Raw genomic sequence first — 24,062 nt, forward strand, 5'->3', positions numbered from 1 at the left:
TTAAATCTTGTATAAAATAGATAAATAAAGGAGAGCATGTATAAGTGGATAACTTATTTTTTATAGAAATCGGCATGGGATGCGATTTGCACGGTCAAAATATTACAAAGGCTTCGGTGCGCGCGATACAAAATGCGATTCACCATAATTCAATGCCGGGACTTCGCTCCGTGCTGCCAGGCGGCACCTTGGACAATATGAAGGTACGCGTGAAGCTCGCATTGCCTTGTGATAAAGAGCTGCTGGATATCGAGCAGGTGAAGGCCGTGCTGCCTTACGGTCAGGTGACGGTTGAGCTGGTCGACGGCGGCATGCTTACGACGAGTGGCGTAGTCCTGCCCGATAAAGATGATAAAAACGATTTGATCTATGTCGTAATTGCGTCTGTTGAGGTGGGCTACTAATCGCATCTCCATAGCAAGAAGGAGATTACAATGATTACCAACCTTGTTTTATTTGCTGCTCTGCTTGTTTTTACGGCATTTTTCGTTGCGACGGAGTTTGCCATAATTCGAATGCGTTCCAGCCGTGTACAACAAATGGTGGCCGAAGGCGTTAAAAATGCGAAGGCGGTCGAGCGTGTAACGACCAACCTAGACGGTTATTTATCTGCTTGTCAGCTAGGAATCACGATCACTGCGCTAGGTCTTGGCTGGCTTGGTGAACCAACGATTGAAAAGCTGCTTCATCCCTTATTCGACCGAATGAATATTGAGGGCGACGTAAGCTTATTGCTTTCGTTTCTAATCTCGTTCATTCTCGTCACTTATTTGCATGTCGTGCTCGGCGAGCTCTTCCCGAAAACACTCGCTATCATTATGTCGGAGCGGATCAGCCTGCTGACCTCACCGCTGATCATCATTTTTTATAAGGTGATGTTTCCTTTTATATGGCTCCTTAACGGCTCGGCGAACGGCTTAGTGCGGTTGAGCGGCTTTAAGCCGGCGAATGAGCATGAGACGCATTCTGAAGAGGAAATCCGGATGATTTTGTCCGAGAGCTATGAAAGCGGAAAAATTAATATAAGCGAGCTTGGTTATGTCAACCGGATTTTCGATTTCGATGAACGTCTTGCTCGCGAGATTATGGTGCCCCGTACGGATATGGCGTGCTTGTACATTGAGCAGTCCCGCGAGGAGAACGTAGCGACGATTAAGCGCGAGCAGTACACGAGATTCCCCGTAGCGAAGGGAAGCAAGGATAATATTATCGGCATCTTGAATACGAAGCAGTTTTTTCTGCTCTATGACAGCGACCGGGAGCTCGATGTCCGCACGATTTTGCAGCCTGTCATGTCCGTACCTGAGGTTACTCCGATCAAGAAGCTCCTCAAAAAAATGCAGCAGGAGCGCGTTCATATTGCCATTCTGCTTGACGAATATGGGGGAACAGCAGGACTCATTACCATTGAAGATATTATTGAAGAAATTGTCGGTGAGATTCGAGACGAATTCGATGCGGATGAAGTGAAGGAGATTGAGCTCCTGGAGCAGCAGCGCTATCTCTTAGAGGGCAAGGCGCTAATCAGCGAGGTAAACGAAGCTGCAGGTACGAATTTGGCATGCGCGGATGTAGATACCATCGGCGGCTGGTTGTTCAACCTCAAGCCGGAGTTGCCTGAAAACGAGCCTTGGACTTATGAGAATTTGACCTTTATTATTCGCGAACGAGACGATAACCGGATCCGCAAAATTGAAATGATTACAGATTTCACAGAAAATGAAATGAACGAATACGGACATGCATAAGCTTGTATAGAGAATGCTTTGTAATCTCTATAGGGCAAGGGGTGTCGTGCGTTGGAGGATTTAATACATGCGATTATTATGGGGATCGTGGAGGGATTAACCGAGTTTTTGCCTGTGTCATCCACGGGACATTTGATCTTGGCGGGCGAGCTGCTGGGGTTCACGGGCGATCGGGCCAAAACGTTCGAGGTCGTCATTCAGTTTGGCGCAGTGCTGGCCGTTCTCGTCCTTTATCGTCAGCGTTTCGCGAGTCTGCTTAATTTTAAAATCGGCAAGGGGTCGAGACTTAATGCGCTTCATATTCTGCTCGCCATGCTTCCCGCCGGCGTGTGTGCTGTACTGCTGCACAGCTTGATTAAGCAGTATTTGTTCGGCCCTCAGACGGTTTTGATTGGTTTGGCAGCGGGCGGCGTATTAATGATTGTTGCAGATCGGGTGAAAAAGAAGCCTGTCGCTGAAGAGCTTGATGATCTTACATATAAACAAGCTTTCGCGGTAGGGTGCTTCCAGGTGCTGGCCCTATGGCCAGGCTTCTCGCGCTCGGGCTCGACGATCTCCGGAGGCATGCTGTTTGGCGCAAGTCAGAAGGCTGCCGCTGAGTTTACGTTCATCGTATCGGTACCGATTATGGCGGGGGCTAGCGGGGTGGACCTGCTGAAAAGTCGCGAATTTCTTACGATGGCGGACCTGCCGCTGTTTCTGATCGGTCTGATCGCCGCCTTCCTCGTTGCGATGATTGCAGTCGTTACTTTCATCAATTTGATGAAAAAGCTCAGGCTCTCTTGGTTCGCGTATTATCGTTTCGCGCTGGCTGCGCTTTTTTATTTTATTATTTTTTAATATAAAGTAATTAAGATGCTGAAAGACATCAGGGACTCTTAATGGGAGCGTATCTTGATGTCTTATTTGATCTTTGCTTAATTTTAATGCTTGAACGGATGATTTGCGTCATTAAAAGTGTTTCATAAACAGGAAACAGAACACTTGTTCGTGTGTCGGATTGGTGGTAGAATACAGATACAATTGAATCTTGGGTGGGTTCGGTTTCCCTTCGAGAAGATGCTTTCGAAGCGAGTATTCCTTCGGAATGCTTTGAGGAGGTGAAGCTATGGAGGTTAAAGATGCGCTTACGATTATGTTCCTATTTGGAATGTTTATCCTTGCACTCTTGACATACATCAACATAACCAATAAGAAAAAATAAAAACCCACCCTAAGATTAGCAGCCGAAGGTGGGTTTTGTTCCTTTGTGACTTCGAAGGGAATTTACCATCCGAGCCAATTGTATGGACCAAGTGTTAGCGCACTTGGTCTTTCTTATGGATATGATACCACACTTGAAAAATTGCATCAATTGCTTTCAAAGACAATTTTAGTTCCAAAGGTACATGCTAAGCCTTAAGCCTGATCCCGAAGCAGCTTTCTATCAACAACGAAGGGGCCAAAGGGGAGGAAGGCCGCAATCATCGCGGCAGCGACCTTCAGCAGCGACCAGCGATGCACAATCCATACATGAATGACAGCTAGTACATACAGCACAAATAGCAACCCGTGAAGTGCCCCGACTACAGTGACAACCTGCGGGATATCCGCCCAGTATTTGAGCGGCATAGCAATTAAGAGGAGTACAAGAAACGAGACACCTTCATAAAATCCGATAAAACGAAGCCGGCCTATTGCGGTTTTGAACATTAGATAACCTCCAAATGAATTTAGATGCTGCGAGGGGCTAAGCCCGTCCATAATAATTCTACGATTTCTGCGGCCGCTTGTTCCACCGATTTGTGAGCATGTATCATCTCTTTGCGATTTTTTATAGCAAGCATAGCCGTAAAGACATAGGCAAGCAGTAAAGTGTCCTTGCGAACAATTTCACCCTCATCCATCCCTTTCTGAAATACGCCAGCTAACAGCACATGAATGGCTTGTTCGCTTGCGCGTATTTGTGAGATTTGATCCTCGCTTAGTCCTGCTGATGCTTCACGCATCATCGTTTCAAATTCTACATGCGCGTTATTCATATGTCTTGTGGCTACAAGCAGCATCCGTTCCCGGAGCGTGCCCTCGCCATGAACGATTTTTGCCGTTTGATCATGTGCCATTTTTAAGACAAAGAGAAGACATTCTGTGAACAGCACGCTTTTGTTGTTGAAATAATAATAAACACTAGCCTTCGTAATGCCGCAAGCTTGGGCTACGCCCTCCAGTGACACCTTCTCGAAGCCATGCTCCATAAAAAGATAAGCCGCGGTGCGCATAATTTGCTGCATCGTCTGAACAGTGCCTGTACCTTTGGGCCGGCCTGGTCTGCGCTTTGGTTGCTCCTCGTTCATTGCTGTGCCCTCCAATGATCCAAAAATGTATGAAAATATGGCTTGATTAATTAACCTTCGGGTATATATAATTAATTCAATTCACCACTTAATTTTATACGATAAAGCTTAATATGTGAAATGGAGGATTGATTCATAACATGTTGGAGAAATGGTCTGATAAAATCGCTGGACCGAAAGCGCGTTGGGTAACGTTGATTGCGTGGATAGCGATTGCTGCGCTGCTAACCGTCATGCTGCCGGCTGTTGGAGAGAAAGAGACGAACAATGCTCCGAACCTAGAGGCGGATAGTCCGTCCGTGCTGGCCGATCAACTCATTAAAGAGAAGTTTCCAAGCTCCTCCGGAGTGCCTGTCTTAGTGGTATGGCATCGCGAAGGAGGATTGACGAATGGAGATTACGCGCTCATTCAGCATTTATCTCAAGCGATTTCAGATAAACCATTAGAAGCGCAGGGAGCGGTATTCCCGTCGCATCAAACGCCGATTCCGGCATTGCAGCAATTTGCCTCCGAGGATCGCTCGACAATTGTGCAGTCAATTTCGTTTGCGGAGCAAACCGAGACCGAGCTGCTGAAGGAAAACCTGGAGGAATTGAAGTCGATAATTAAAGCAGCCTCTGGATTTGATCCGTTTGCAACTGCCATTGATGACGCGTCTGAGCTAAGTGTTAGACTCAGCGGTCCGGTTGGGATAGCGGTAGATGCGACTGCCCTGTTCCAAGGCTCGGATGTGACGCTGCTTATTGCGACGGTGCTTCTCGTGCTCATCCTGCTGCTTCTCATTTATCGGTCGCCGGTTTTGGCGTTTATTCCACTCATCGGGGTCGGCTTTGCTTATGCGGTAACGAGTCCTTTGTTAGGATGGATGGCTGGGCAAAACTGGATTATCGTTGACTCGCAAGCGGTTGCGATCATGACGGTACTGCTGTTCGGTGCAGGAACGGATTACTGCCTTTTCTTCATCTCGCATTACCGTCAGGAGCTGACGCGTGAGAGCGACAAGATGAAGGCGATTAGGCGCTCCTTCCGAGACGCATCCGGTGCGATTGCGATGAGCGGTTTCACGGTCGTGCTCTCTTTGCTGGCTTTGCTTGCTGCCAAATACGGTGCTTATGAGCGCTTCGCCATCCCATTCAGCTTATCGATTCTTGTTATGGGGATCGCAAGCTTAACGCTTGTACCCGCTTTGCTTGCTATTATAGGTCGCGGCGCCTTTTTTCCGTTCATTCCTCGCACGGAAGCTATGGAGCAGGCGCGCGCGGCTAAGAAAGGGCAGACCTTCCGCAGACCGGATCACAATAAAAAGCTGGGCTCTAAGGTCGGTCAAATCGTCATCTCCAAGCCATGGACAGTTGTCATTTCCTGTGTATTGGTGCTTGGTTGTTTCGCTGCTTTCTCAACACAAGTAAAATTCACTTACGATTTATTGTCTTCGTTTCCAAAGGATATGCCTTCGCGTGAGGGCTTTGACGTGATCTCTGAGACGTTCACACCGGGCGATCTTGCGCCAGTCACGGTTGTCGCACAGACGGAAGGCGCTGCTGCTGCTCAGGTTGCCGATAAGCTTGCCGGCGTACCGCTCGTTGATCATGTTCAGGAGCTGCAGCCAAGCCAAGATGATCCTCATTTAATTGCCTATTCTGTTATTTTAAACACAAATCCGTACTCTCAAGAAGCGATGGATGTGATTCCTCTGCTGTATGAAGCTGCTGAAGCAGCTTTAACCGGCGCCAGCGATAGCGATTCCAATCAGAAGGTATGGATTGGCGGTCAAACCGCGGAGCAATTCGATTCGAAGCAGCTTACGGACCGGGATAATTCCGTCATTATTCCGTTAGTCACCGGTTTAATTATGCTGCTCCTGCTGGCCTATCTGCGCTCCATTACGGCGACATTATATTTGATCGGCACCGTATTATTATCGTATGCGGCTGCGCTTGGGCTTGGCTGGATTATACTGCATTACTTTATGGGGGTTGATGCGATCCAAGGCGCGATTCCTCTGTATGCTTTCGTATTCTTGATCGCGCTTGGAGAGGATTATAATATTTTTATGATCTCTAGCATTTGGCAAAAGAGAAAAAAGATGCCTCTTAACCAGGCGATCAAGGCAGGCGTTGGCGAGACAGGAGGCGTGATCACGTCGGCGGGTCTCATTCTTGCAGCAACATTTGCTGTACTGGCAACGCTCCCGATTCAGGTACTTGTCCAATTTGGCCTAATTACGGCGATCGGGGTTCTGATGGATACGTTTATTGTGCGCCCATTTCTTGTGCCGGCAATTACGACGCTGTTAGGAAAGAAGGCATTCTGGCCAGCAAAGGCCCAGTTATTTGAAGAAACGAAACAAACAAAAGAAGGATAAAAATAGAGGGCTGTATTCGAAGCAGATTATTCTGCCAGGATGACAGTCCTCTTTTTCGCTTGGAATGAATGCAACATTTTACCATTTAATCCCGTCTTATTAAAAAGACTTTTTGTGCCAGCACATAGGCTAGAGGGGCGGTTTTTTTAATGAGAGTTTTTCGAACGTTTTATGTTTGTTTGATATTCATGATAATAGCAGGCAGTATCCTTGCTTTTCCGAAGGACGTTTTAGCATGCACTTGTGTTGATCCAGGAGCAGTACTGGAAAGAAAAGATAGAAGTCATGCTGTTTTTGAAGGCACGGTAACCGCTGTGAAGGATTCTTCCTCTTTATTTCTGTCATCGGCAAAAGCTGTGAAGGCCAGCTTCCAAGTTCATGAGGTATGGAAGGGCCAGGTTGCGCCAACGATTGACGTGCTCACGGCTGAAGGAGAGGAGAACTGCGCCTACCCTTTTCTAGAAGGAGAGCGCTATTTGGTCTATGCGCGGGATATCGGGAACTCACTGGAGGCAAGTCTTTGCAGCGGCACTCTGCATGAGAGTGAGTCCAGCGAGCACCTCGCTTTTCTAGGCGGCGGGTCTATCCCGCCGCAGCTGACGGAACCAAATACTCCTAAAGAGCTTGCAACGGGTCTTATTATTTTGATGATCATTCTCCTTGTTGGTGCAACAGCTGCGATTCTTATCGTTTACCGGAAGAAAAAAGGGTTTAAATTAAAAACATAGCAACAATCGTGGTTACAATAAGTCCAATGATGACGGGCTTCAAGTTACGGCGGGCAAGCTCGAACGGATCTACCCCGCAAATCGCCGCTGCGGGAATAAGCGCCCAAGGAATGATCGTGCCGCCGCCAACCCAGATGGCTGCAACTTGACCAAGTGCGGTTAAAGTCGCCAGACCTGATCCAATGGCGTGGCCGAATAGCTGCGCGATAGAGCCTGCCAAAGAAATACCTGAGAAGCCTGAGCCGTCTAGACCGGTTACCGCACCAACTATCGTAAGCGTGATAGAGCCAACAACCCCGTTGACGGGGACAACCTGGGCGAGTGCTACACCGAGATCGTTCACGATACCGAGTGAGGACTCCGGCAGTTTCTCGCCGAACAGGGTCAGAAACCCCGAGTCTCCTAAATAGAAGAACGCTGCAATGGGGATGACAGGACCAAAAACCTTGAATCCGAACAAGAAGCCTTCAATTAAATAACTTGTCGTTTTCTCTAAGCCCTTGCCCCGATGTGTCAGCATGGTAATAAGGAGCATGATAAGAATCGCGGTGCCGCCTACGAGCGCTGTTGCGTCTCCGCCTTGGAGCTCCAGCATAAACATAGCGATGACATCAAGAGCGAATAGGACGGGGATAATCACGGCAAGCCATCGTTTGGTCGTGAGTGACAGCGCTTCGCGATCTGCTTCAGAAGATTGGTCTGCTGCCTGAAGCGGATTATTAGGCGCTACAATAAGAGCATCACGCCATGTACCGAGCTTCTGATCTCGACGCATCATCCAATATGCGGTGGTCGTCGTAACGACGCCCATTATAATGACAAGCGGAATGCTTGCTTGCATGACCTCGCTTACAGGTAGACCGGCTGCAGCAGCAGTAAGCTGCGGTGCACCTTGAATAATATAATCTCCGGACAAGGCGATGCCGTGACCGAAAAGGTTCATGGCAACAGCTGCGCCAAGCGCAGGCAAGCCCACTCGGATGGCTACCGGAAGAAGGACAGCACCGATGAGCGCAACGGCTGGCGAAGGCCAGAAAAACCAGGAGGTGACCATCATAATGAGTCCGATGCCCCAGAATGCAAGCGCGGGCGTACGCAGAAATCGCGTGAAGGGTGAAATCATTATTTCATTTATGCCGGTGCGTATGAGAATCCGACTCATCGCAACGATGATGGAAATAATTAAAATTGTACCTATTAGTTCTTTAATCGCATAAATAAAGCTATTAAATATACCGCTTACAGAACCGCTTGCCGATGTTGTCGCCAATATCCCGATTCCTAAAATACCTGCGATACAAATAAGGGTAGTATCGCGCCGCATGAGCATAAATCCAATAATGACAATGATGAAACTTAAATAAACCCAGTGAAGCGCTGATAATTGAATGTCCATCCCGATCATCTCCTTGTGACATACACGAAACCAGTTAGAATCAATTTCGTAATGTAATGTATGCAAGAGTTGGGATAGGCGTTCGCCGCTGTGTATTGACGTTTGCCAGAAGCGGATAACATTTTTCTCAGGAGGGTTTTTATGATTAAAAAGAGTATGTCTTTGATCCTTCTCTCTATAATGCTAATGACAGCCGGCTGTGGTATTATGGATGAAGTCGACCAAACGGTGAATTTTGCGACGGAAACGACGGAGTATCTGCAATCGTTAACGGATTTCGGTCAAGATATGAATGCTCTTGCGGAGCAAGCGATGACGGATTTAGATGCAAGAACAGTTCTGAAGGAACGCCTGCTGGCGCTCAAGGAGCAGGTGCTTCAATACGAGGGACTGCAGGTGCCCGACTATGCGAAGAAGCTTCATCAGTCCATTGCGGAATATAACGCAACTCTGCAGCAAGGTATTGATCAGGCTTTAACGAACATTGAGCAGGGAAGAGCCGTGTTTGAATCGACGGGAATACCAGATACGATGAATCGTATTCATGAGCTGCTGAATCAAGTTAATCAGCTGACTCCGTAACCACAGAATAGGAAGGAAGAGCTTAAGTGATAAACATCAAGTTACTGGATGCATCCATGACTTACTCGAAGGAAGACGGCTATGTGGGTAAGGTTCAATTCGGAGTAGAGGGTCATCTCAATGCGTATGAAATGACTTTGCATCGCAAGAAAGGCAAAGATTGGGGCTACGGTTTGTTTTTTCTGCATGAATCAGGCAAGGAAGAGCAGCTGTTAGCGCTTGAGGATTTGATCGAAGAGGATGATGAGCTGTTCGATTTTCTTGTAGAAGCGGCAGAGGCGAAGCTAGTTAAGGAATGAGATGATTGTAAACAGGCTGGAATTGAGAAAGGCTCACCCGCATGGTCTATCACCAGCCGGATGAGCCTTTTCTTCGTTTGCACCGTTTAATCGTTACATATAACGCTCCATTTGATCCTTCTGGTTCTTGTGCTTTAGATACCTATAGGTTGCATAAATGAGAACAGCAGCTAAGATTGCATAAACTACCCACAAGCCGTATTTGTAAATATGATTGGATAAGTCCTGCACCTGATCACCAACGATTGAACCGATTATGAAGTAAGTAAGCGACCATATAAAGGCCGAAGGGTAGGCGATGAGGATGAACCTCTTGAACGGCATCCGATTCAAGCCCAGGACATATGGGGTTACATGTCTTAGAAATGGCAGGCAAAGGCTCATGCTTATTGCGTAGCCGCCATAACGCTCGCTTAATTGCTCTGATCTGGCGACGAATTTGGCTACATTTTTTTTGCTGCTGAACCAGTTGGACAACTTGCTGCCTGCGAATCTCCCAATGCTGTATCCGAAAGACATCGCGGAGCAAACACCAAGAAAGGTCATCATATATGCGGGAACGGGTAATAGAACGCCAGCATCGGATAAAGCACCGCCTGTCATGACAACTGCTTCATTCGGAATTGGAAGTCCGATTAAGCCTAGACACAATACTAGAAACAAAGCGAAATAACCAATTTCTTCAATTATAGACAATAGCAACTCATACATTTGAGTAACATCCTTACCTTCCAAATAATTGAAATAAAATGGATTCATAATAGCTAGATTAACACAAACGGCTACCAAAGGATACCATTCATACGTTGTCGAGGAAAGAAAGATTCAAATTTAACCAATTCGTAAACGATTCGGCTGCCTTAGTCGATAGCATTTGTTTGCTGATGAAATTATCCGTTGATATTTCGCGTATCCAGTGATCATAATAGAAGAGGAATTATTTTTCTGTTTTCTAATCAAAGGGGCGGAAAGGGTGCAGTATGAACGCGAATCAAACACGAAAAAAAATAACGATTGCCTTGTTCGTCGCCACCTTCCTGGCCGCAATTGAGGGGACGATCGTAAGCACCGCCATGCCTAGCATTACAGGAGAATTGCAGGGCATCCAGCAATACAGCTGGATTATTTCCATTTATTTGCTCGCAACCGTCATTACAACACCAATATACGGCAAGCTCTCCGACCTTTACGGTCGAAAAAAAATGTTTATTATTGGCGCGTTCATTTTTCTTTCCGGCTCTATGCTATCTGGCGCTGCGCAATCGATGGATCAGCTGATTTGGTTTCGAGCGCTGCAAGGCTTAGGTGCGGGTGCCTTAACGACGATTCCGTACACGATAATCGGCGATCTGTACCCGTTCGAGCAGCGGGCGAAGGTGCAGGGCTGGATGTCAAGCATTTGGGGGATCGCAGGAATAACCGGCCCGCTGCTAGGCGGCGTGCTGGTTGATTTTGTTTCATGGCGGGCTATTTTTTATATGAACCTGCCATTTGGCATCGCAGCTATTTATTTGCTTTCAACTTCTTTGCGAGAGTCCTTTGAGAAGAAGATTCGTCACATCGATTATCCGGGCATCCTCACGTTTGCGATCGGAATGTTCAGCTTTCTGTATGCGATGACACTGCTTCAGGAAGGAGGAGCCAGCTGGCGTCTAGGGCTGTGGTTTGCAAGTGCCGTCGTTTTTCTCGCGTTATTCGCATGGATAGAGCGCCGTTCGACTGAGCCCATTATTCCGTTCAAGCTCTTTCGTAACCGAATCATAAGTATGGCTAATCTACATAGCTTTCTGATTTGTGTCATAAATGTCGTTATTATTTTCTATTTGCCGCTTTGGATTCAAGGGGTGTACGGCAAACCTGCCACCTATTCCGGCTTAGTTATGATCCCGCTCTCGATCGCTTGGCCGCTCGGCTCTATTCTGGCAGGCAATTGGATTGCAAAAAAAGGTTTGCGCTATATTAGTGTTATTGGTGCATGCTTGCTGCTTGCAAGCAGTATCGGCTTTTCATTATTGACCGCAACGACTCCAATTTATTTATTTATTCTCTACACGTTTATGGCAGGTCTATCATTTGGCCTATCTCTTACATCCTTAACCGTGGCTGTTTCTTCATCTGTAGGCTGGGAGCTGCGCGGCGCTGCCGTCGCCAGCAACAACTTCATTCGAACGCTGGGCCAGACAATCGGCATTACAATATTCGGTTTACTTCTGCATACCGGCCAGGCCGACCGGATAGAACCAGCCGTGCTGGCAGCCAGCTTGCATACAATTTTCCTATGGATGGCTGTGCTATCGGTACTGATCATAATTGTAGCAATTGGACTCCCTAAGCTTCAGCAGGCTGAGCAGCAGCAAAGAAACGCTTCTTAGGAAAGGTCGAATAGACGAAATGAAGCATTTAGATTTGGAAGCATGGAAAGAGCTTTTGACCAATTGGAAAATGAAGTCAGTCATTGTTCTGCACAGGGGGGAGCTGGCAGCCGAGTGGCATGATCGCGGAGACGACGCGATTGGACCGCTTTATTCGTGCACGAAGAGCATATTATCAGCATTGCTTGGCATTGCGCTTGATAAAGGCTACTTATCGTCTATCGAACAGCCGATTACTGATTTTTTGAAGCATCCCGCCGAAATTAGCGAGGCGCTCCAGCGAATCAATATTGCTCATTTGCTCACGATGACACCAGGTTTTGATTGGCCTGATTTTGACAAACCCTATAAGGCGTTTAAGGAAGCTAAGGATCCGATTAGGTTTGTATTCGAGCAGCCAATCATTTCTGAGCCTGGCACGGCCTTCGCTTATAATTCGGGGTGCTCCCATTTGTTGTCAGCCATCTTATCGACCGTGACAGGCATGTCGGCGCTGCAGTTCGCGAAGGAGCATCTTTTTGGCCCGCTGCAGTTCAGCAGCGTCCATTGGATGGAACGTTATGGCGTGAATGAGGGCGGGACAGGCTTATATCTGTTTGGACGTGATCTGGCAAAAATCGGACAGCTGTTTGTGCAAAATGGCCAGTGGGGCGGTGATCAGCTTCTATCCTCAAATTGGATAAAGCAGTCGACAAAGCTTTCGCACCGGGGCTTGCTGCAATATGAACCTCCGATTTATGGCGGTTATGGCTATCACTGGTGGCATTCACCGGAAAATCACAACGGACATGCTGACTGTTATTTCGCTTTTGGACATGGGGGACAGCATCTGTTGATTTCTCCTGAAGATGAGCTTGTTATTGTTATTCGCAAGCAGGTGACGAAGCGCAATGATGCGATTTTATCTAGAAGGCTGATCTTTGAGCATATTATTCCGGCATTAACTTAGATTTGTTAGAGAACAAGGATCAAAAATGATGTAACTTTAAAAGCAAAGTCATGAAGGCATCAATTTAAGATTGATGTCTTTTTTGCGTCACATCTATGTTAACTAGTGTCGTTTCAATTGTTAATCACATAATAATATTTAATGAAATATGTTGCCTAACGGTCCATTCTACATTATTATGTTATATAATCTTACACAAATACAGCGTGTAGACTGATATTCTCCTTCTTTGCTGACTAGGAGGACATACATCTGTTTATAGATGTCCGAATTTTCAATTAATTTCAGTCTTCGTAAAACTCGATCGTCCGCATAGGGTAAGGAGTGAGGGGTTGGAGGTTTTCCAGACAGGAGGGGAGAAGGACATGTCAACTATTCTTATTCGAAACGCCGTTGTGATGACGATGAATGCAGAGGATCAAATCTTCAGGGGTGAAGTATTAATAGAAAATAACTTCATTAAAGCCATGGGGGAGCGAATTGAGCATGGTCAGGCGGAACGCATCATCGATGCCGGGGGAAAAGTGCTGCTGCCCGGCTTTGTGCAGACGCATATTCATCTCTGTCAGACGTTGTTTCGCGGCAGGGCGGATGATCTTTCGCTCATCGAATGGCTGAAGGAGCGGATCTGGCCGCTTGAAGCCGCGCATAGCGAGGATTCTGTCTATTACTCCGCAATGCTCGGGCTTGGTGAGCTGATCCGCAGCGGCACTACGACGATTCTAGATATGGAAACCGTTCATCATACCGGGTCGGCTTTCGAAGCCATTATGGAAAGCGGGATTCGCGCTTTATCCGGCAAGGTGATGATGGATCACGGGACGGAGGTTCCGCATGCGCTTCAGGAGAATACGCAAAAGTCGTTGCAGGACAGCGTAGACCTGCTGGAAAAGTGGCATGGCGCCGCAGATGGCAGAATACAGTATGCCTTCTGTCCGCGTTTCGTCGTTTCCTGTACGGAGGAGCTGCTGATAGGCGTACGAGATTTATCGGCGAAGTATGACGTGATGGTGCATACGCATGCGTCGGAAAATATGGGCGAAATTGCAATGGTTGAAGCAGAAAGAGGCATGCGTAATGTTGTTTATCTGGATCATATTGGACTGGCAAAGCCTAATTTGATTTTGGCTCATAGCATTTGGCTGGATGAGGAAGAGAAACGAATCATTCGCGACCGAGGTGTGAAGGTGACGCACTGTCCGGGCTCGAATCTAAAGCTCGCCTCAGGTGTAGCTGAAATACCGTTTCTGCTCGAACAGGGCATTGCAGTTGGATTAGGGGCGGACGGCGCTGCCTGCAATAATAACCTGGATATGTTTCAAGAGATGCGCTTAACAGCCTATATTCAAAAAGTGAAGCACGGGCCAACGATTATGAATGCAAATACGGTGCTCCGAATGGCTACGATGGGCGGTGCTCGCGTGCTTGGGCTGGAGGATAAGATCGGCAGTATTGAGGTCGGGAAGCTGGCGGATTTACAGCTTCTAGATTTGGAGGATTTTCATGTGTACCCTTCCTTCGATACGGACTGGTATTCAAGAGTTGTATATGCGGCTACTAGAGGAGACGTTGATACGGTCATTATAGATGGCAAGATCGTGATGGAGAACAAGCTATTGCGAACAGTGGACAAAAAGATCGTGCTGAAGGAAGCGGATCGAGCATTGCAAAGATTAATCGAAAGATTGTGATGATCATGGACTTACAAAGCGAACAGGTAAAATTAATAAGACAGTAGTGATTTACGGTTAAAGTGACTATCACTGCTGAAGGAGGGCCGGCTGATGGATATGCAGCATGTGCTTATGGCGGTAAAAGCGGACGATCTGCCCAGCGTGCTGGCGACGATAGTATGCGTAGAGGGTCATTCTTACCGCAAGGCAGGAGCCTCAATGCTGATTAAGCTAAATGGGGAGCAGACCGGGACGTTGAGTCCCGGTTGTCTCGAGCTTGATTTGTTCGAACGCGCGCAAGAGGTGTGGGATTCCGGCTGTTTTTCATTCATAGAATACAATATGAAGCCGGAGGAGGATGTGATCTGGGGCGAAGCAATCGGCTGCGGCGGTAAAATCAGCCTGTTGCTGGAACCTGTTAATGAACGCTTGCGCCCTCTATTGCTTCATGTCCTGTCATGCAACGCTGCGGGTATGACGGTAAGGCTGAATCGAACATGGAAGGAAAATGAAATGAAATACGTGTTGGATGTACGTGATGCTGCAGCCAGTGCTCTGAAGGATTGGAACGCTGAAGAACCGAGGGCAAACGGGCTGTCGATGGTCATTTCTCCGAGACCGAGACTGGTGCTGTTCGGGGCTGGCAAAGATGCTGATGCCATTTATTCTCTAGTGAATACGTTAGGATTTCAAGTGTTTGTCGCGGATTGGCGCTCTTCGTTATGCACGAAGGAGCGTTATCCCGAAGCGGAGTGCGTGATAGGTACGCCTGAAATGATTATGGAGCAGCTTCAATTACGAGCGGATGATTATTTGATCGTGTGCAGTCATAATCTCTATCAGGACAAAGAGATGCTGCGGCTCACACTTCCATTGCAGCTTGTTTACATTGGCATTATGGGTTCGAAGCAAAGAATTAGGCTGCTGTTTGAAACCTTTCTTATCCCATCGAATGTCAGTGCTCCGATTGGTCTCCCGATCGGGGCCGACGGACCCGATGAAATAGCTGTCAGTGTAGCGGCTGAGCTTATTGCTGTACGTGCGAGACGCAATGAACGTCCTCGGAGGGAGACGGTAAAGGATGGCTATTTCGGCGCTATATTTAGCAGCGGGACAGAGCAGAAGAATGGGTTCCCGCAAGCAAGCGATGGAGCTGATGCCAGGGAAGCCGCTTGGAAGCATGGCGCTGCATGCGCTGATAGACAGCCCACTTGAAAAAATAGCGGTTGTTGTTCATCCGGACGATCCGCTGCATTGGCTTATTGCAGATGAAGGTAGTGGAGGAGACGCTTTAGCTTCTAAGCCGCTGGTTCAAATCGTTTTATGTTTGAATGCTGGGCAAGGAATTTCGCAATCGATTCGAAGCGGAATGCGGTCGCTAATGGCCGATCAGGCTGAGCCTGAAGCAATAATCATTGTTCTGGCTGATCAGCCCCTCATCACAAAAGCTATGGTGGCGGAGCTTATTCGATATTGGAGGGAGCACCCGCAGCTTGATTTTGTAGCAACGGCAGCGCAGGATGAATCACGCACGGCAAATGTGCTCATGCCTCCAGCCCTTTTATCCAGAAAAATGTTTGCAGAGCTTCTGACGCTGGAAGGAGACATCGGCGCACGAAGGGTGCTTATGTCTCCTGCCTTTCATGGCCGTGGTTTAGCAGCGAAAGAGCGGACGGCTACCCTGGACGTAGATACGCCGGATGATTTGGAGCAGGCGAGAAAATATATGCTGCAAGACGATAAATAGGGCTAAAATAGGAGGGAATAGGGATGGGCATGCATGTTCAGGAAACGATCGCTTCTCCTCTTGTATGGCATCCACTTTCAGCCGAGGAAGCATGGAGATATAAGCAAACTTATGGGACTAACAGCGTTTATGTCGCTGGCAGTACCTTGCTTCGTACACAGTGGGAAGCGGGGATAGCCGCTATGCCGCCGTATTTCATTGATCTAAGTCGTATTAGAGGGCTGAATGAGATGCGAATTGGCGAAGACGGCCTGCAAATTGGCAGCCAGACCAATCTGCAGACATGTTGTTCGAACATGTTGGTGCAGCGGCATTTTCCCATGATGGCTGAAGCTCTCAGATCCATAGCGGCTCCGGCCATTCGCAATTTGGCTACAATTGGCGGAAATGTCGCGTCGATGGTTGGCGATTCGATCGCAGCCCTGCTAGCTTATGATGCCGTTTTAGTTTGGTATAACGGGCAGGGCGAGCAGGAGGAGGAGCTCGCGCAATGGCTATTGACCGCTAGACAGACGGGCAACGGAAATGAAAAGCTTTTGCTCAGTATAAAGCTACCTTTCAAAGATGCGCATAGCGAGAAGCCGATAGGTGCAGAGGAGAAGAGAGAAAAAATATGGTCTTTCCAGGCCTACCATAAAATCGGAAGACGCGAAGCTTTCACGCCATCTGTAGTGACGGCAGCGGTTAGCGGGGTTTTATGGGATACAGGTAGGGTTCAGGAGCTGCGTATCGCAGTAGGAGGCGGACAGACCATTGCCCGCCGTCTTGAAGAAATAGAGCAGAAAGCGATTGGTAAAACAGTGGATACGTTGCTGCTCCGAGATATGTATGAGGCGATCATTGAGCATTATGAGCCGCGGGAGGATGTATTCGCATCGGCAGCTTATCGCAAGCGGACGGCAGCCAATCTAATCGTGACAGAGCTTTGGCAAGCATGCAATGTTTTAACCGAACGAGGAGGTTGAAGCTTATGCTGTTAAACCGCGGCAGCAGTGGGGGACGATGGCGCATACGTCCCGACGGACCGGCGAAAGTAACCGGTTCATTAATCTACTTAACGGATATGACAAGAGCGGATATGCTCTATGGTCTAGTGCTGCGAAGCGAGCACCCGCATGCGCGAATCGTAGCAATCCGAACAGATACAGCGAAGCAATTACCGGGTGTGCATGCCGTGTTAACCTATTTGGACGTACCAGGCTTGAACGCGTTTGGCATTGCTCATCCCGATCAGCCCGTACTTTGTGAGGATCGGGCGCGATATGTTGGTGATGCGTTAGCAACGGTGGCGGCCGATACGCTGTCAATTGCAGAGCAGGCAATCAAGCTTATTGAAGTCGAGTACGAAGTACTGCCCGTAATTGATGATCCGGAGCAAGCGACAGACGATGAAGCTGTGCAGCTTCATTCGAATGGAAATATACTCCATCGGTCAGACTTCACCAGAGGTGATGTAGAGGCAGGCTTTAAAAATAGCACTCATATTATAGAAGAAACCTATTACACGCCTAGACAGATGCATACCTACATGGAAACGGAAGGCGGCTTGTTTGTGCCGGGAGAGGATGGCCGACTAGTGGTTTATTCTCCAACGCAGCACGGTTTTATGGATCGATTGCAATTAAGCCGCATTCTTGCTATGCCGCAATCTGATATCCGGATCGTATCGAGTCCAATCGGCGGCTCGTTTGGCGGGAAGGATGAGCTGAATGTGCAACCGTACGGCGCTTTGCTTGCCCTGAAAACAGGGAAGCCGGTGAAGATTCACAATTCCAGATGGGAATCTGTCCGTGCGGGTATAAAGCGACATCCGATGAAGATTATGATGAAGACAGGCACAGACGCCGCAGGCAAGCTGCTTGCCCATCAGGTCAGTATTCTATCTGATACGGGACCTTACTCCACACTCGGGGCAGAGGTGCTGAATTTTACTTCGGAGCATGTTATTGGACCGTATCGCTATGAGAATATAGATGTAAAAGGCGTTGCTGTCTTTACAAATAACGGTATGTCAGGCGAGTTCCGCGGCTTCGGTGGTAATCAGGCGATCTTCGCGCTAGAAGGCCAAATGGACCGTCTCGCAGAAAGACTCGGAATGAATCCCTGGGAATTTCGAAGGCTGAATATGCGGCAAATGGAGGATACGGGGCCGTTCGATCAACAGATTGCGATGACGGAAGGCGCCGAGCAGGTGTGGAACGCTGTTGCAACCAGTCCTCTGTGGCTGGAGAGAGAAGAGATGCAGGAGAAAGATCTAGTAAGGGGGGAGCCTTGGATCAAAACCGGCATTGGCGCTGCTATTACAATGCACGGCGCTGGTCTAGGTGTCGGCATACCCGATCCAGCGGGCGGACGATTGCTGCTGGCGGCTGATGGCAAAATCGAGGCTTTATTCGGCTATGAGGAATTTGGCCAAGGCCTGATTGCAACGCTGGAGCAAATGCTTATCGAGCAGTTCGAGATCGCAGCTGAGGATATCCGGATTATCATCGGCGATACCGATGTTGTGCCGGACAGCGGCTCAACAACGGCTTCCCGGGCTACGGCGATGATGTGGAAATCGCTTCAACGAATGAAAGCTCCCTTTACGCTTCTGCTGCTGGACAGAGCAAGCGCAAGGGTGGGGCAGCCGGTGGAGCAGCTTCGTCTCAGCGAGGGCGGCATTCGTAAAAAAGCAGACGATGAGCTGCTGATTACGTATAAGGAGCTGGCTGGCGTGGAAGGGCCCGCGATCCGCTGTGAAACGTCCTTTAGTTTTCCTGCGTCAACAACGGATCGAGTAGGCGCTCATTTTATATACACGTATTCGGCTGTTGCTGTAAAGGTCGAGGTGAACACATTGACCGGTCGAGTGAAGGTGCTGAAGCAATTTCATGCGGTTTCAGCCGGCCCGGTCATGAACCCGCAGGGCTTTGTCGGGCAAGTTGAAGGCGGAAGCAGTATGGCCCTTGGTTTCGCCTTAACAGAAGACGCCATGATGGAAAAAGGGTGCTATTTGACACGTAATTTGGACACGTATCTTGTGCCGACGATCGCTGACCAGCGGGGGGTGGTTGAGGTGCAGCCAATCGAGGAATTGCCAGCAGCTGATCAATATGGGCCACGGGGGATCGGAGAGGTTGGCTCTGTCACAGTGGCGCCGGCTATCGCAGCCGCTATCAGGCATGCAGCTGGAAAATGGGTTAATAAATTGCCGGTTGATCCTGGTTATTTGCAGGAAGCTCCGTTTTTCCTGAGTAGGACGGTGAACGTAAATGAGCGATAAAGCTTTTGAGATACAGGCAGTGTATGAGCTGCAATGCTCGATTAATGGAGAGGATCACAACATTGCAACGTCGCCCACTAGAAAATTACTGTCCATTCTGCGGGATGAATTGGCGATGACGGGGACAAAGCGCAGCTGTGATATCGGCCGCTGCGGGGCGTGTATGGTTATGGTGGACGGGAAGGCGATGAATGCCTGCTTGACGATGGCTTATCAATGCTCTGGCAAACATATTACAACGATAGAAGGCGTATCTGCGAATGGAATCGATCCGATTCAGCAGGCTTTTCTGGAGGAAGGCGGCTTTCAATGCGGCTATTGTACGCCGGGAATGATTATTTCCGTTAAGGCTTTGCTCGATGAGAATCCAAACCCCAATCAGGATGAGATTGAGGAAGCCTTATCCGGCAATATATGCCGGTGTACGGGCTATGGCGGAATATGGCGCGCGGTTGAGCGGGCTATTGAAGGGAGACGGTTAGCAACATGACCAACATCAAATTAACTATGACGATTGATCAAATCAATACGATGAGCAAGGACGTTTTTGTCGAGCAGCTGGGTGCGATCTTTGAGCATTCGCCTTGGGTGGCTGCAGCTGCATGGGAAGCGCGTCCCTATCGTTCCGTTCAAGATCTGCATGACGCGATGATGAATGTCATACGAGAATCCCGTGTAGAAACAATTGTTGATCTGTTTCGCGCACATCCCGATCTAGGAACTCGGCTTGCCGTGGCTGATTATTCCAAAAAGGAGCAGCAAGGAGCAGGCTTGGACCAATTGTCCACCGAGGAATACGAGCAGTTTGCTGCCTTAAATCAGCTTTATGTACGGACATTTGGTTTTCCATTCATTATGGCGGTGAAGGGGAAGACAAAGGAAGAAATATGGGCAGCGATGGAAGCGCGGGTTTGGCAAACAGCCAGTGAAGAATCGGAAACAGCTTTGCGCGAGATTGAGAAGATTTCTGGCTTCCGACTATACGATCTAATTGTGGAATAGGACCATCCGGTGAGGTCGATTGACAAACAGAATAGAGAAGGGACAGATTGACATGATGAAATTACGCAGTGGACGAACGCTTTATTATGGCAAAGGAGACGTACTTAGTTATCGGACCTATGCAGCTCCGCTCTCCGTGGAGCCGATTCCGGAATCTGCCTTCACAGGCGAAAAGAACATTATATTTGCCCATAACATAAAATTTTCTGTAAGCAGCGAGGTTCTGCTTACTTCATTCACAAAGGGCGACAACACGCAGGTCGTAGCGACGGACTCGATGAAAAATTTCATTTTGCGTCTTACCGCCCAATACGAAGGAAGTACGACGGAGGGATTGCTCTCCTTCATAAGCAAGCGGTTCATGGAGAGGTATCCGCATATTGACGCGGTCGAGGTAAGCGCTGACCGTATGCCATTCCTTGCAGTGAGCATCGCGGAAGAAACCGGCCTGCGCAACAGCGAGCTTGTGTTCCGTCGATCGCGCAATGAGCATGCAAGCGCAGCTATGAAATGGAACCGCGGTGCTGATGCTTTGGAGCTTGAAGTGCATGAAAACGCGTTGTCGCATATTCAGCTTATTAAGGTTAGCGGAAGCTCTTTTTATGGCTTTGTCCGCGACGAGTATACGACCTTGCCGGAGAGTTATGACCGGCCTTTATTTATTTTTCTGGATATTTTCTGGACTTATACGGATGCAGAGGATTCGTTCGACAGTAAGCGTGGACGCTACGTTGCCTCTGAGCAAATTCATGATATTGCACATTCTGTGTTCCATTCCACCAATACGCCGTCTATTCAGTATCTTATTTATCGGGTCGGTCAACGAATTCTGAAGAGATTTCCGCAGCTGTCTCAGGTACGATTCGAATCGAACAATCGGACATGGGAGACGATCGTGGAGCCTGCAGATCCCTCTTCGGCAGGAGTTTATACAGAGCCTCGTCCGCCTTATGGCTTTCAGGGCTTCACGATGACAAGAGAGGATCTTGATAACGGAGACGACGAATGATGAGCGGCCGAATTACGACGCATGTACTCGACATAGCGGGAGGAAAACCCGGTGCCGGGATGACGGTCGAGCTTTGGTATTTGGGCGAGAGTGTTGATTCGGTAGCGGAAACACCGGTATTTCTTGGTTCATTTATAACGAACCAAGACGGGCGAGTGGATCAACCTCTTCTGGAGGGAGAAGCTTTGCAGAATGGAGCCTATAAGCTCATATTTGCGGCTGGAGATTATTATCGGCGTGAGGCGCATTTAGCGGCTATCGCTCAAAGCTTATTTGAGGTTATTCTTATTCAATTCCATATCCATGACAAAAGCTCGCATTATCATGTACCGCTGCTGGTTTCGCCTGGCGGTTACAGCACCTATAGGGGAAGCTAGAAGGACAACAGGTATACTTAGAGTAAGGAAAGCCCATGAATGTAAGGAAGGTCATATTCATTCGGATTAGTTCATGAGGAAAGGGGTTCTGGCGATGACTTGGTTAACTGAACACTCGGCAGCTGATGTGTTATTACAAAAGCTGCCAAAAGTAGATTTGCATGTGCATTTGGACGGAAGCGTGAAGCCTGGCACATTGAAGGAGCTGGCTTTGGAACAAGGGCGGCCTCTGTCGATTCGTTCGGATGCCGAGCTCTTATCCAATATGCGGGTAAGCGAGAGTAATGACAGCCTGAAGCAATATTTAAGCAAATTCAGCTTTGTGCTCCCTTATTTGCAAGACGGAGCAGCGCTTGAACGAGTAGCTTATGAGTTAGTTGAACAGGCAGCCGGGGAACGTGTACTTTATATGGAAGTCCGTTTTGCGCCTGAGCTGCATCGCAGGAAGGGATTATCCAATGATGAGGTCATTCATCATGTCGTTGAAGGCTTGAAACGGGCTGAACGAACGTTTGGTGTTCTGTCGAGAGCAATCATAATTTGCATGCGCAATCATCCTTTCGAGTTGAATAAGGATACGCTTGAAGCCGCTGCCCGATTTTATCGCAATGGGGTTGTGGCGGTTGATTTGGCTGGGGATGAGGCAGCCTTTCCGGCAGAGCTGTTTTGTCCTTTGTTCGAGGAAGCAAAGCGGCTTGGCTTGCCCATAACGATTCATGCGGGGGAAGCCGCAGGACCGGATAATGTGCGCGTGGCCATATCCGAGCTTGGTGCGCTGCGCGTTGGACATGGGGTTCGGATGCTTGAAGACTCGGAGGTTATGGCACTTGTAAAGGAGCGACAAATTCCACTGGAAATGTGCCCCCTAAGCAATATTCAAACAAAGGCTGTACCCGACTGGGATGCTTATCCGATTCGTCAATTCTTGGATGAAGGGATTATCGTGACTGTGAATACGGATAATCGGACGGTGTCGGATACCACGCTTTTGAGAGAATACAAGCTTCTAATGAAGCACTGCGGCTTAACATTGACTGATCTATCGAAAGTAATTTGGAATGGCGTCAAATCGGCGTTTGTCGAGGAAGAGAAGAAAGCTTTGCTGCTAGAACGCTTTGAGACTGAATTTAATGCTTTAGGAATACAAATAAATTAACGCGGGCAAATTGCTTCTTACATGAAGCTGGAAGGACATGTGCCTGTCAATACGGATTACATTACCTACGTGAGACAACTAGAAGAGTGATATAGTTGAACATAGATGAGGTTTTCGTTTAGTATAGGATAGTGATTTCAAAAATCGACGCTGCCTATGATGGGATCGTCATTTTCAACTGCATATGGATACAATTCCGATGTTAAAGCTTTAGGTAAGCAACTAGGAGGAGCAGCATGTCTAATTTAATGGAAAACAAAAAAATTGTTATTATGGGCGTAGCCAATGATCGAAGCATCGCTTGGGGAGTGGCAAAGTCGCTTCACAATCAGGGCGCCAAGCTTATTTTCACTTACCGAAAGGAAAGATCGCTGGACAAGCTGCAAAAGCTGCTCGCGCAGCATCAAATCGAAGCACTGCAAACGGTATCCTGTGATGTGCTGGATGACAATAGTGTAGTTGACGCATTCAAAGAAATTGAACGCGTATCCGGCACGATTCATGGCGTCGTGCATTCCGTCGCTTTTGCCGAGAAGAATGAGCTGCAGGGTGAATATTTAGACACGACAAGAGAAGGTTATATGCTGGCGCAGAACTCAAGCACTTACTCCTTGGTGGCCGTCGCTCGTGAAGCGAAGAAATTGATGAAGGATGGCGGGAGCATCGTAACGCAAACATACATCGGCGCAGAGCGTGTTATGAAAAACTACAATGTGATGGGTGTAGCGAAGGCGGCGTTAGAAGCTAGCGTCATGTACTTGGCAGAGGATTTAGGAAAATACGGAATTCGAGTGAATGCCGTATCAGCAGGACCCATCCGTACGTTGGCGGCAAAGGGCGTGTCTGGCTTCAATGATATTATGTCTACAATCGAAGAGAAGGCTCCGCTTAGACGCAACATTGACCAGGAAGAGGTCGGCGATGCGACGATGTTTTTATTGAGCAGCTTATCCCGCGGGATCACTGGCGAGGTTCTTCATGTCGATGCGGGCTATCATATTTTAGGCATATAGGCGTCAAAACAACTCATAAACATATAGTCGCGCCCTTCATAATAAGG

25 protein-coding genes are annotated in these 24,062 nt (G+C 48.2%); 21 read left to right on the plus strand and 4 right to left on the minus strand.

The genetic code is table 11. The features are described from left to right. Nucleotides 1-44: 44 nt before the first annotated feature. The 4 genes from ACO9K6_RS00090 to ACO9K6_RS00105 all read left to right on the plus strand — a co-directional run bounded on the left by ACO9K6_RS00090 (nt 45) and on the right by ACO9K6_RS00105 (nt 2,952). Complete coding sequence (locus ACO9K6_RS00090) at nt 45-404, plus strand: Lin0512 family protein (RefSeq protein WP_424765496.1); 360 nt, start codon at nt 45-47, stop codon at nt 402-404. A 30-nt stretch (nt 405-434) separates the two neighbouring features. Next, entirely contained in the window at nt 435-1,748 is a 1,314-nt protein-coding gene (locus tag ACO9K6_RS00095; RefSeq protein ID WP_424765497.1) for a hemolysin family protein, read from the plus strand. A gap of 51 nt (nt 1,749-1,799) precedes the next feature. Beyond that, nucleotides 1,800-2,588, plus strand: a complete 789-nt coding sequence (gene bacA / locus ACO9K6_RS00100; RefSeq protein ID WP_424765498.1) for an undecaprenyl-diphosphate phosphatase — start codon at nt 1,800-1,802, stop codon at nt 2,586-2,588. A gap of 310 nt (nt 2,589-2,898) precedes the next feature. After that, nucleotides 2,899-2,952 (plus strand): hypothetical protein, encoded by a 54-nt coding sequence (locus ACO9K6_RS00105; protein WP_424765936.1) that lies wholly within the window; start codon nt 2,899-2,901, stop codon nt 2,950-2,952. A gap of 194 nt (nt 2,953-3,146) precedes the next feature. On the opposite strand, the gene ACO9K6_RS00110 is transcribed toward ACO9K6_RS00105, so the two are convergent. Together ACO9K6_RS00110 and ACO9K6_RS00115 are read right to left on the minus strand one after the other, a co-directional pair. Beyond that, nucleotides 3,147-3,440 carry a DUF3817 domain-containing protein gene (locus ACO9K6_RS00110; RefSeq protein ID WP_424765499.1) on the minus strand — a complete coding sequence of 98 codons (294 nt, stop codon included), beginning with the start codon at nt 3,438-3,440 and terminating at the stop codon, nt 3,147-3,149. 20 nt (nt 3,441-3,460) lie between these two features. Beyond that, nucleotides 3,461-4,081, minus strand: coding sequence for a TetR/AcrR family transcriptional regulator (locus tag ACO9K6_RS00115; protein WP_424765500.1), 621 nt, complete (start codon nt 4,079-4,081; stop codon nt 3,461-3,463). 140 nt (nt 4,082-4,221) lie between these two features. Here ACO9K6_RS00115 and ACO9K6_RS00120 point away from each other — a divergent pair, with 140 nt between their 5' ends. Together ACO9K6_RS00120 and ACO9K6_RS00125 are read left to right on the plus strand one after the other, a co-directional pair. Continuing rightward, nucleotides 4,222-6,447: an MMPL family transporter gene (locus ACO9K6_RS00120; protein WP_424765501.1), complete on the plus strand. Its 2,226-nt coding sequence runs from the start codon at nt 4,222-4,224 to the stop codon at nt 6,445-6,447. 149 nt (nt 6,448-6,596) lie between these two features. Then, entirely contained in the window at nt 6,597-7,175 is a 579-nt protein-coding gene (locus ACO9K6_RS00125; protein WP_424765502.1) for a hypothetical protein, read from the plus strand. Here ACO9K6_RS00125 and ACO9K6_RS00130 read toward each other — a convergent pair. Continuing rightward, entirely contained in the window at nt 7,159-8,571 is a 1,413-nt protein-coding gene (locus ACO9K6_RS00130) for a hypothetical protein (protein ID WP_424765503.1), read from the minus strand. The two genes, ACO9K6_RS00125 and ACO9K6_RS00130, sit on opposite strands and share 17 nt — an antisense overlap. 141 nt (nt 8,572-8,712) lie before the next feature. Between ACO9K6_RS00130 and ACO9K6_RS00135 the strand changes: the two genes are divergently transcribed. Both ACO9K6_RS00135 and ACO9K6_RS00140 read left to right on the plus strand, forming a co-directional pair. Continuing rightward, a complete protein-coding gene (locus ACO9K6_RS00135; RefSeq protein ID WP_424765504.1) occupies nt 8,713-9,153 on the plus strand; it encodes a DUF6376 family protein in 441 nt (146 codons plus the stop codon). Between the two features lie 26 nt (nt 9,154-9,179). Further along, nucleotides 9,180-9,452, plus strand: coding sequence for a hypothetical protein (locus ACO9K6_RS00140; protein ID WP_424765505.1), 273 nt, complete (start codon nt 9,180-9,182; stop codon nt 9,450-9,452). A gap of 93 nt (nt 9,453-9,545) precedes the next feature. Here the strand turns inward: ACO9K6_RS00140 and ACO9K6_RS00145 are convergent, their stop codons facing one another. Continuing rightward, nucleotides 9,546-10,163: a DedA family protein gene (locus tag ACO9K6_RS00145; protein WP_424765506.1), complete on the minus strand. Its 618-nt coding sequence runs from the start codon at nt 10,161-10,163 to the stop codon at nt 9,546-9,548. A 269-nt stretch (nt 10,164-10,432) separates the two neighbouring features. Here ACO9K6_RS00145 and ACO9K6_RS00150 point away from each other — a divergent pair, with 269 nt between their 5' ends. The 13 genes from ACO9K6_RS00150 (at nt 10,433) to fabI (ending at nt 24,015) form a co-directional block, all read left to right on the plus strand. Continuing rightward, nucleotides 10,433-11,824 (plus strand): MDR family MFS transporter, encoded by a 1,392-nt coding sequence (locus ACO9K6_RS00150; RefSeq protein WP_424765507.1) that lies wholly within the window; start codon nt 10,433-10,435, stop codon nt 11,822-11,824. A 19-nt stretch (nt 11,825-11,843) separates the two neighbouring features. Further along, nucleotides 11,844-12,773: a serine hydrolase domain-containing protein gene (locus tag ACO9K6_RS00155; protein ID WP_424765508.1), complete on the plus strand. Its 930-nt coding sequence runs from the start codon at nt 11,844-11,846 to the stop codon at nt 12,771-12,773. 365 nt (nt 12,774-13,138) lie between these two features. Then, complete coding sequence (locus ACO9K6_RS00160) at nt 13,139-14,464, plus strand: 5'-deoxyadenosine deaminase (protein ID WP_424765509.1); 1,326 nt, start codon at nt 13,139-13,141, stop codon at nt 14,462-14,464. 93 nt (nt 14,465-14,557) lie between these two features. Beyond that, nucleotides 14,558-15,661: an XdhC family protein gene (locus ACO9K6_RS00165; protein ID WP_424765510.1), complete on the plus strand. Its 1,104-nt coding sequence runs from the start codon at nt 14,558-14,560 to the stop codon at nt 15,659-15,661. After that, nucleotides 15,594-16,193 (plus strand): nucleotidyltransferase family protein, encoded by a 600-nt coding sequence (locus ACO9K6_RS00170; RefSeq protein WP_424765937.1) that lies wholly within the window; start codon nt 15,594-15,596, stop codon nt 16,191-16,193. The genes ACO9K6_RS00165 and ACO9K6_RS00170 overlap by 68 nt, the downstream gene beginning before the upstream one ends. A 23-nt stretch (nt 16,194-16,216) precedes the next feature. Then, nucleotides 16,217-17,158 (plus strand): FAD binding domain-containing protein, encoded by a 942-nt coding sequence (locus ACO9K6_RS00175; protein ID WP_424765511.1) that lies wholly within the window; start codon nt 16,217-16,219, stop codon nt 17,156-17,158. 5 nt (nt 17,159-17,163) lie between these two features. Further along, a complete protein-coding gene (gene pucD, locus ACO9K6_RS00180) occupies nt 17,164-19,458 on the plus strand; it encodes a xanthine dehydrogenase subunit D (RefSeq protein WP_424765512.1) in 2,295 nt (764 codons plus the stop codon). Next, entirely contained in the window at nt 19,448-19,948 is a 501-nt protein-coding gene (locus ACO9K6_RS00185; protein WP_424765513.1) for a (2Fe-2S)-binding protein, read from the plus strand. The genes pucD and ACO9K6_RS00185 overlap by 11 nt, the downstream gene beginning before the upstream one ends. After that, the gene (gene uraD / locus ACO9K6_RS00190) at nt 19,945-20,460 is read left to right on the plus strand and encodes a 2-oxo-4-hydroxy-4-carboxy-5-ureidoimidazoline decarboxylase (RefSeq protein ID WP_424765514.1); all 516 of its coding nucleotides are present in this window, start codon (nt 19,945-19,947) and stop codon (nt 20,458-20,460) included. The genes ACO9K6_RS00185 and uraD overlap by 4 nt, the downstream gene beginning before the upstream one ends. Before the next feature lie 52 nt (nt 20,461-20,512). Continuing rightward, nucleotides 20,513-21,469: a factor-independent urate hydroxylase gene (gene pucL, locus ACO9K6_RS00195; protein ID WP_424765515.1), complete on the plus strand. Its 957-nt coding sequence runs from the start codon at nt 20,513-20,515 to the stop codon at nt 21,467-21,469. Then, a complete protein-coding gene (gene uraH, locus ACO9K6_RS00200; protein ID WP_424765516.1) occupies nt 21,466-21,846 on the plus strand; it encodes a hydroxyisourate hydrolase in 381 nt (126 codons plus the stop codon). Before pucL ends, uraH begins: the two co-directional genes overlap by 4 nt. Nucleotides 21,847-21,940: 94 nt before the next feature. Further along, nucleotides 21,941-23,002, plus strand: coding sequence for an adenosine deaminase (gene add, locus ACO9K6_RS00205; RefSeq protein WP_424765517.1), 1,062 nt, complete (start codon nt 21,941-21,943; stop codon nt 23,000-23,002). Nucleotides 23,003-23,238: 236 nt separating this feature from the next. After that, the gene (gene fabI, locus ACO9K6_RS00210; protein ID WP_424765518.1) at nt 23,239-24,015 is read left to right on the plus strand and encodes an enoyl-ACP reductase FabI; all 777 of its coding nucleotides are present in this window, start codon (nt 23,239-23,241) and stop codon (nt 24,013-24,015) included. Nucleotides 24,016-24,062: the final 47 nt, after the last annotated feature.

The sequence above is a fragment of the Paenibacillus praedii genome (assembly GCF_049725345.1).
Lineage (GTDB): Bacteria > Bacillota > Bacilli > Paenibacillales > Paenibacillaceae > Pristimantibacillus.

Bases quoted from the DNA above. Each gene is read 5' to 3' on its own strand.
- add (WP_424765517.1), top strand. From the start codon at position 21,941: ATGACTTGGTTAACTGAACACTCGGCAGCTGATGTGTTATTACAAAAG.
- ACO9K6_RS00125 (WP_424765502.1), top strand. From the start codon at position 6,597: ATGAGAGTTTTTCGAACGTTTTATGTTTGTTTGATATTCATGATAATA.
- ACO9K6_RS00110 (WP_424765499.1), bottom strand. From the start codon at position 3,440: ATGTTCAAAACCGCAATAGGCCGGCTTCGTTTTATCGGATTTTATGAA.
- uraH (WP_424765516.1), top strand. From the start codon at position 21,466: ATGATGAGCGGCCGAATTACGACGCATGTACTCGACATAGCGGGAGGA.
- ACO9K6_RS00165 (WP_424765510.1), top strand. From the start codon at position 14,558: ATGGATATGCAGCATGTGCTTATGGCGGTAAAAGCGGACGATCTGCCC.
- ACO9K6_RS00160 (WP_424765509.1), top strand. From the start codon at position 13,139: ATGTCAACTATTCTTATTCGAAACGCCGTTGTGATGACGATGAATGCA.
- ACO9K6_RS00150 (WP_424765507.1), top strand. From the start codon at position 10,433: ATGAACGCGAATCAAACACGAAAAAAAATAACGATTGCCTTGTTCGTC.
- ACO9K6_RS00170 (WP_424765937.1), top strand. From the start codon at position 15,594: ATGGAGCTGATGCCAGGGAAGCCGCTTGGAAGCATGGCGCTGCATGCG.
- ACO9K6_RS00145 (WP_424765506.1), bottom strand. From the start codon at position 10,163: ATGTATGAGTTGCTATTGTCTATAATTGAAGAAATTGGTTATTTCGCT.
- ACO9K6_RS00095 (WP_424765497.1), top strand. From the start codon at position 435: ATGATTACCAACCTTGTTTTATTTGCTGCTCTGCTTGTTTTTACGGCA.
- pucD (WP_424765512.1), top strand. From the start codon at position 17,164: ATGCTGTTAAACCGCGGCAGCAGTGGGGGACGATGGCGCATACGTCCC.
- uraD (WP_424765514.1), top strand. From the start codon at position 19,945: ATGACCAACATCAAATTAACTATGACGATTGATCAAATCAATACGATG.
- fabI (WP_424765518.1), top strand. From the start codon at position 23,239: ATGTCTAATTTAATGGAAAACAAAAAAATTGTTATTATGGGCGTAGCC.
- ACO9K6_RS00130 (WP_424765503.1), bottom strand. From the start codon at position 8,571: ATGGACATTCAATTATCAGCGCTTCACTGGGTTTATTTAAGTTTCATC.
- ACO9K6_RS00135 (WP_424765504.1), top strand. From the start codon at position 8,713: ATGATTAAAAAGAGTATGTCTTTGATCCTTCTCTCTATAATGCTAATG.
- pucL (WP_424765515.1), top strand. From the start codon at position 20,513: ATGATGAAATTACGCAGTGGACGAACGCTTTATTATGGCAAAGGAGAC.
- ACO9K6_RS00155 (WP_424765508.1), top strand. From the start codon at position 11,844: ATGAAGCATTTAGATTTGGAAGCATGGAAAGAGCTTTTGACCAATTGG.
- ACO9K6_RS00185 (WP_424765513.1), top strand. From the start codon at position 19,448: ATGAGCGATAAAGCTTTTGAGATACAGGCAGTGTATGAGCTGCAATGC.
- ACO9K6_RS00115 (WP_424765500.1), bottom strand. From the start codon at position 4,081: ATGAACGAGGAGCAACCAAAGCGCAGACCAGGCCGGCCCAAAGGTACA.
- ACO9K6_RS00120 (WP_424765501.1), top strand. From the start codon at position 4,222: ATGTTGGAGAAATGGTCTGATAAAATCGCTGGACCGAAAGCGCGTTGG.
- ACO9K6_RS00175 (WP_424765511.1), top strand. From the start codon at position 16,217: ATGGGCATGCATGTTCAGGAAACGATCGCTTCTCCTCTTGTATGGCAT.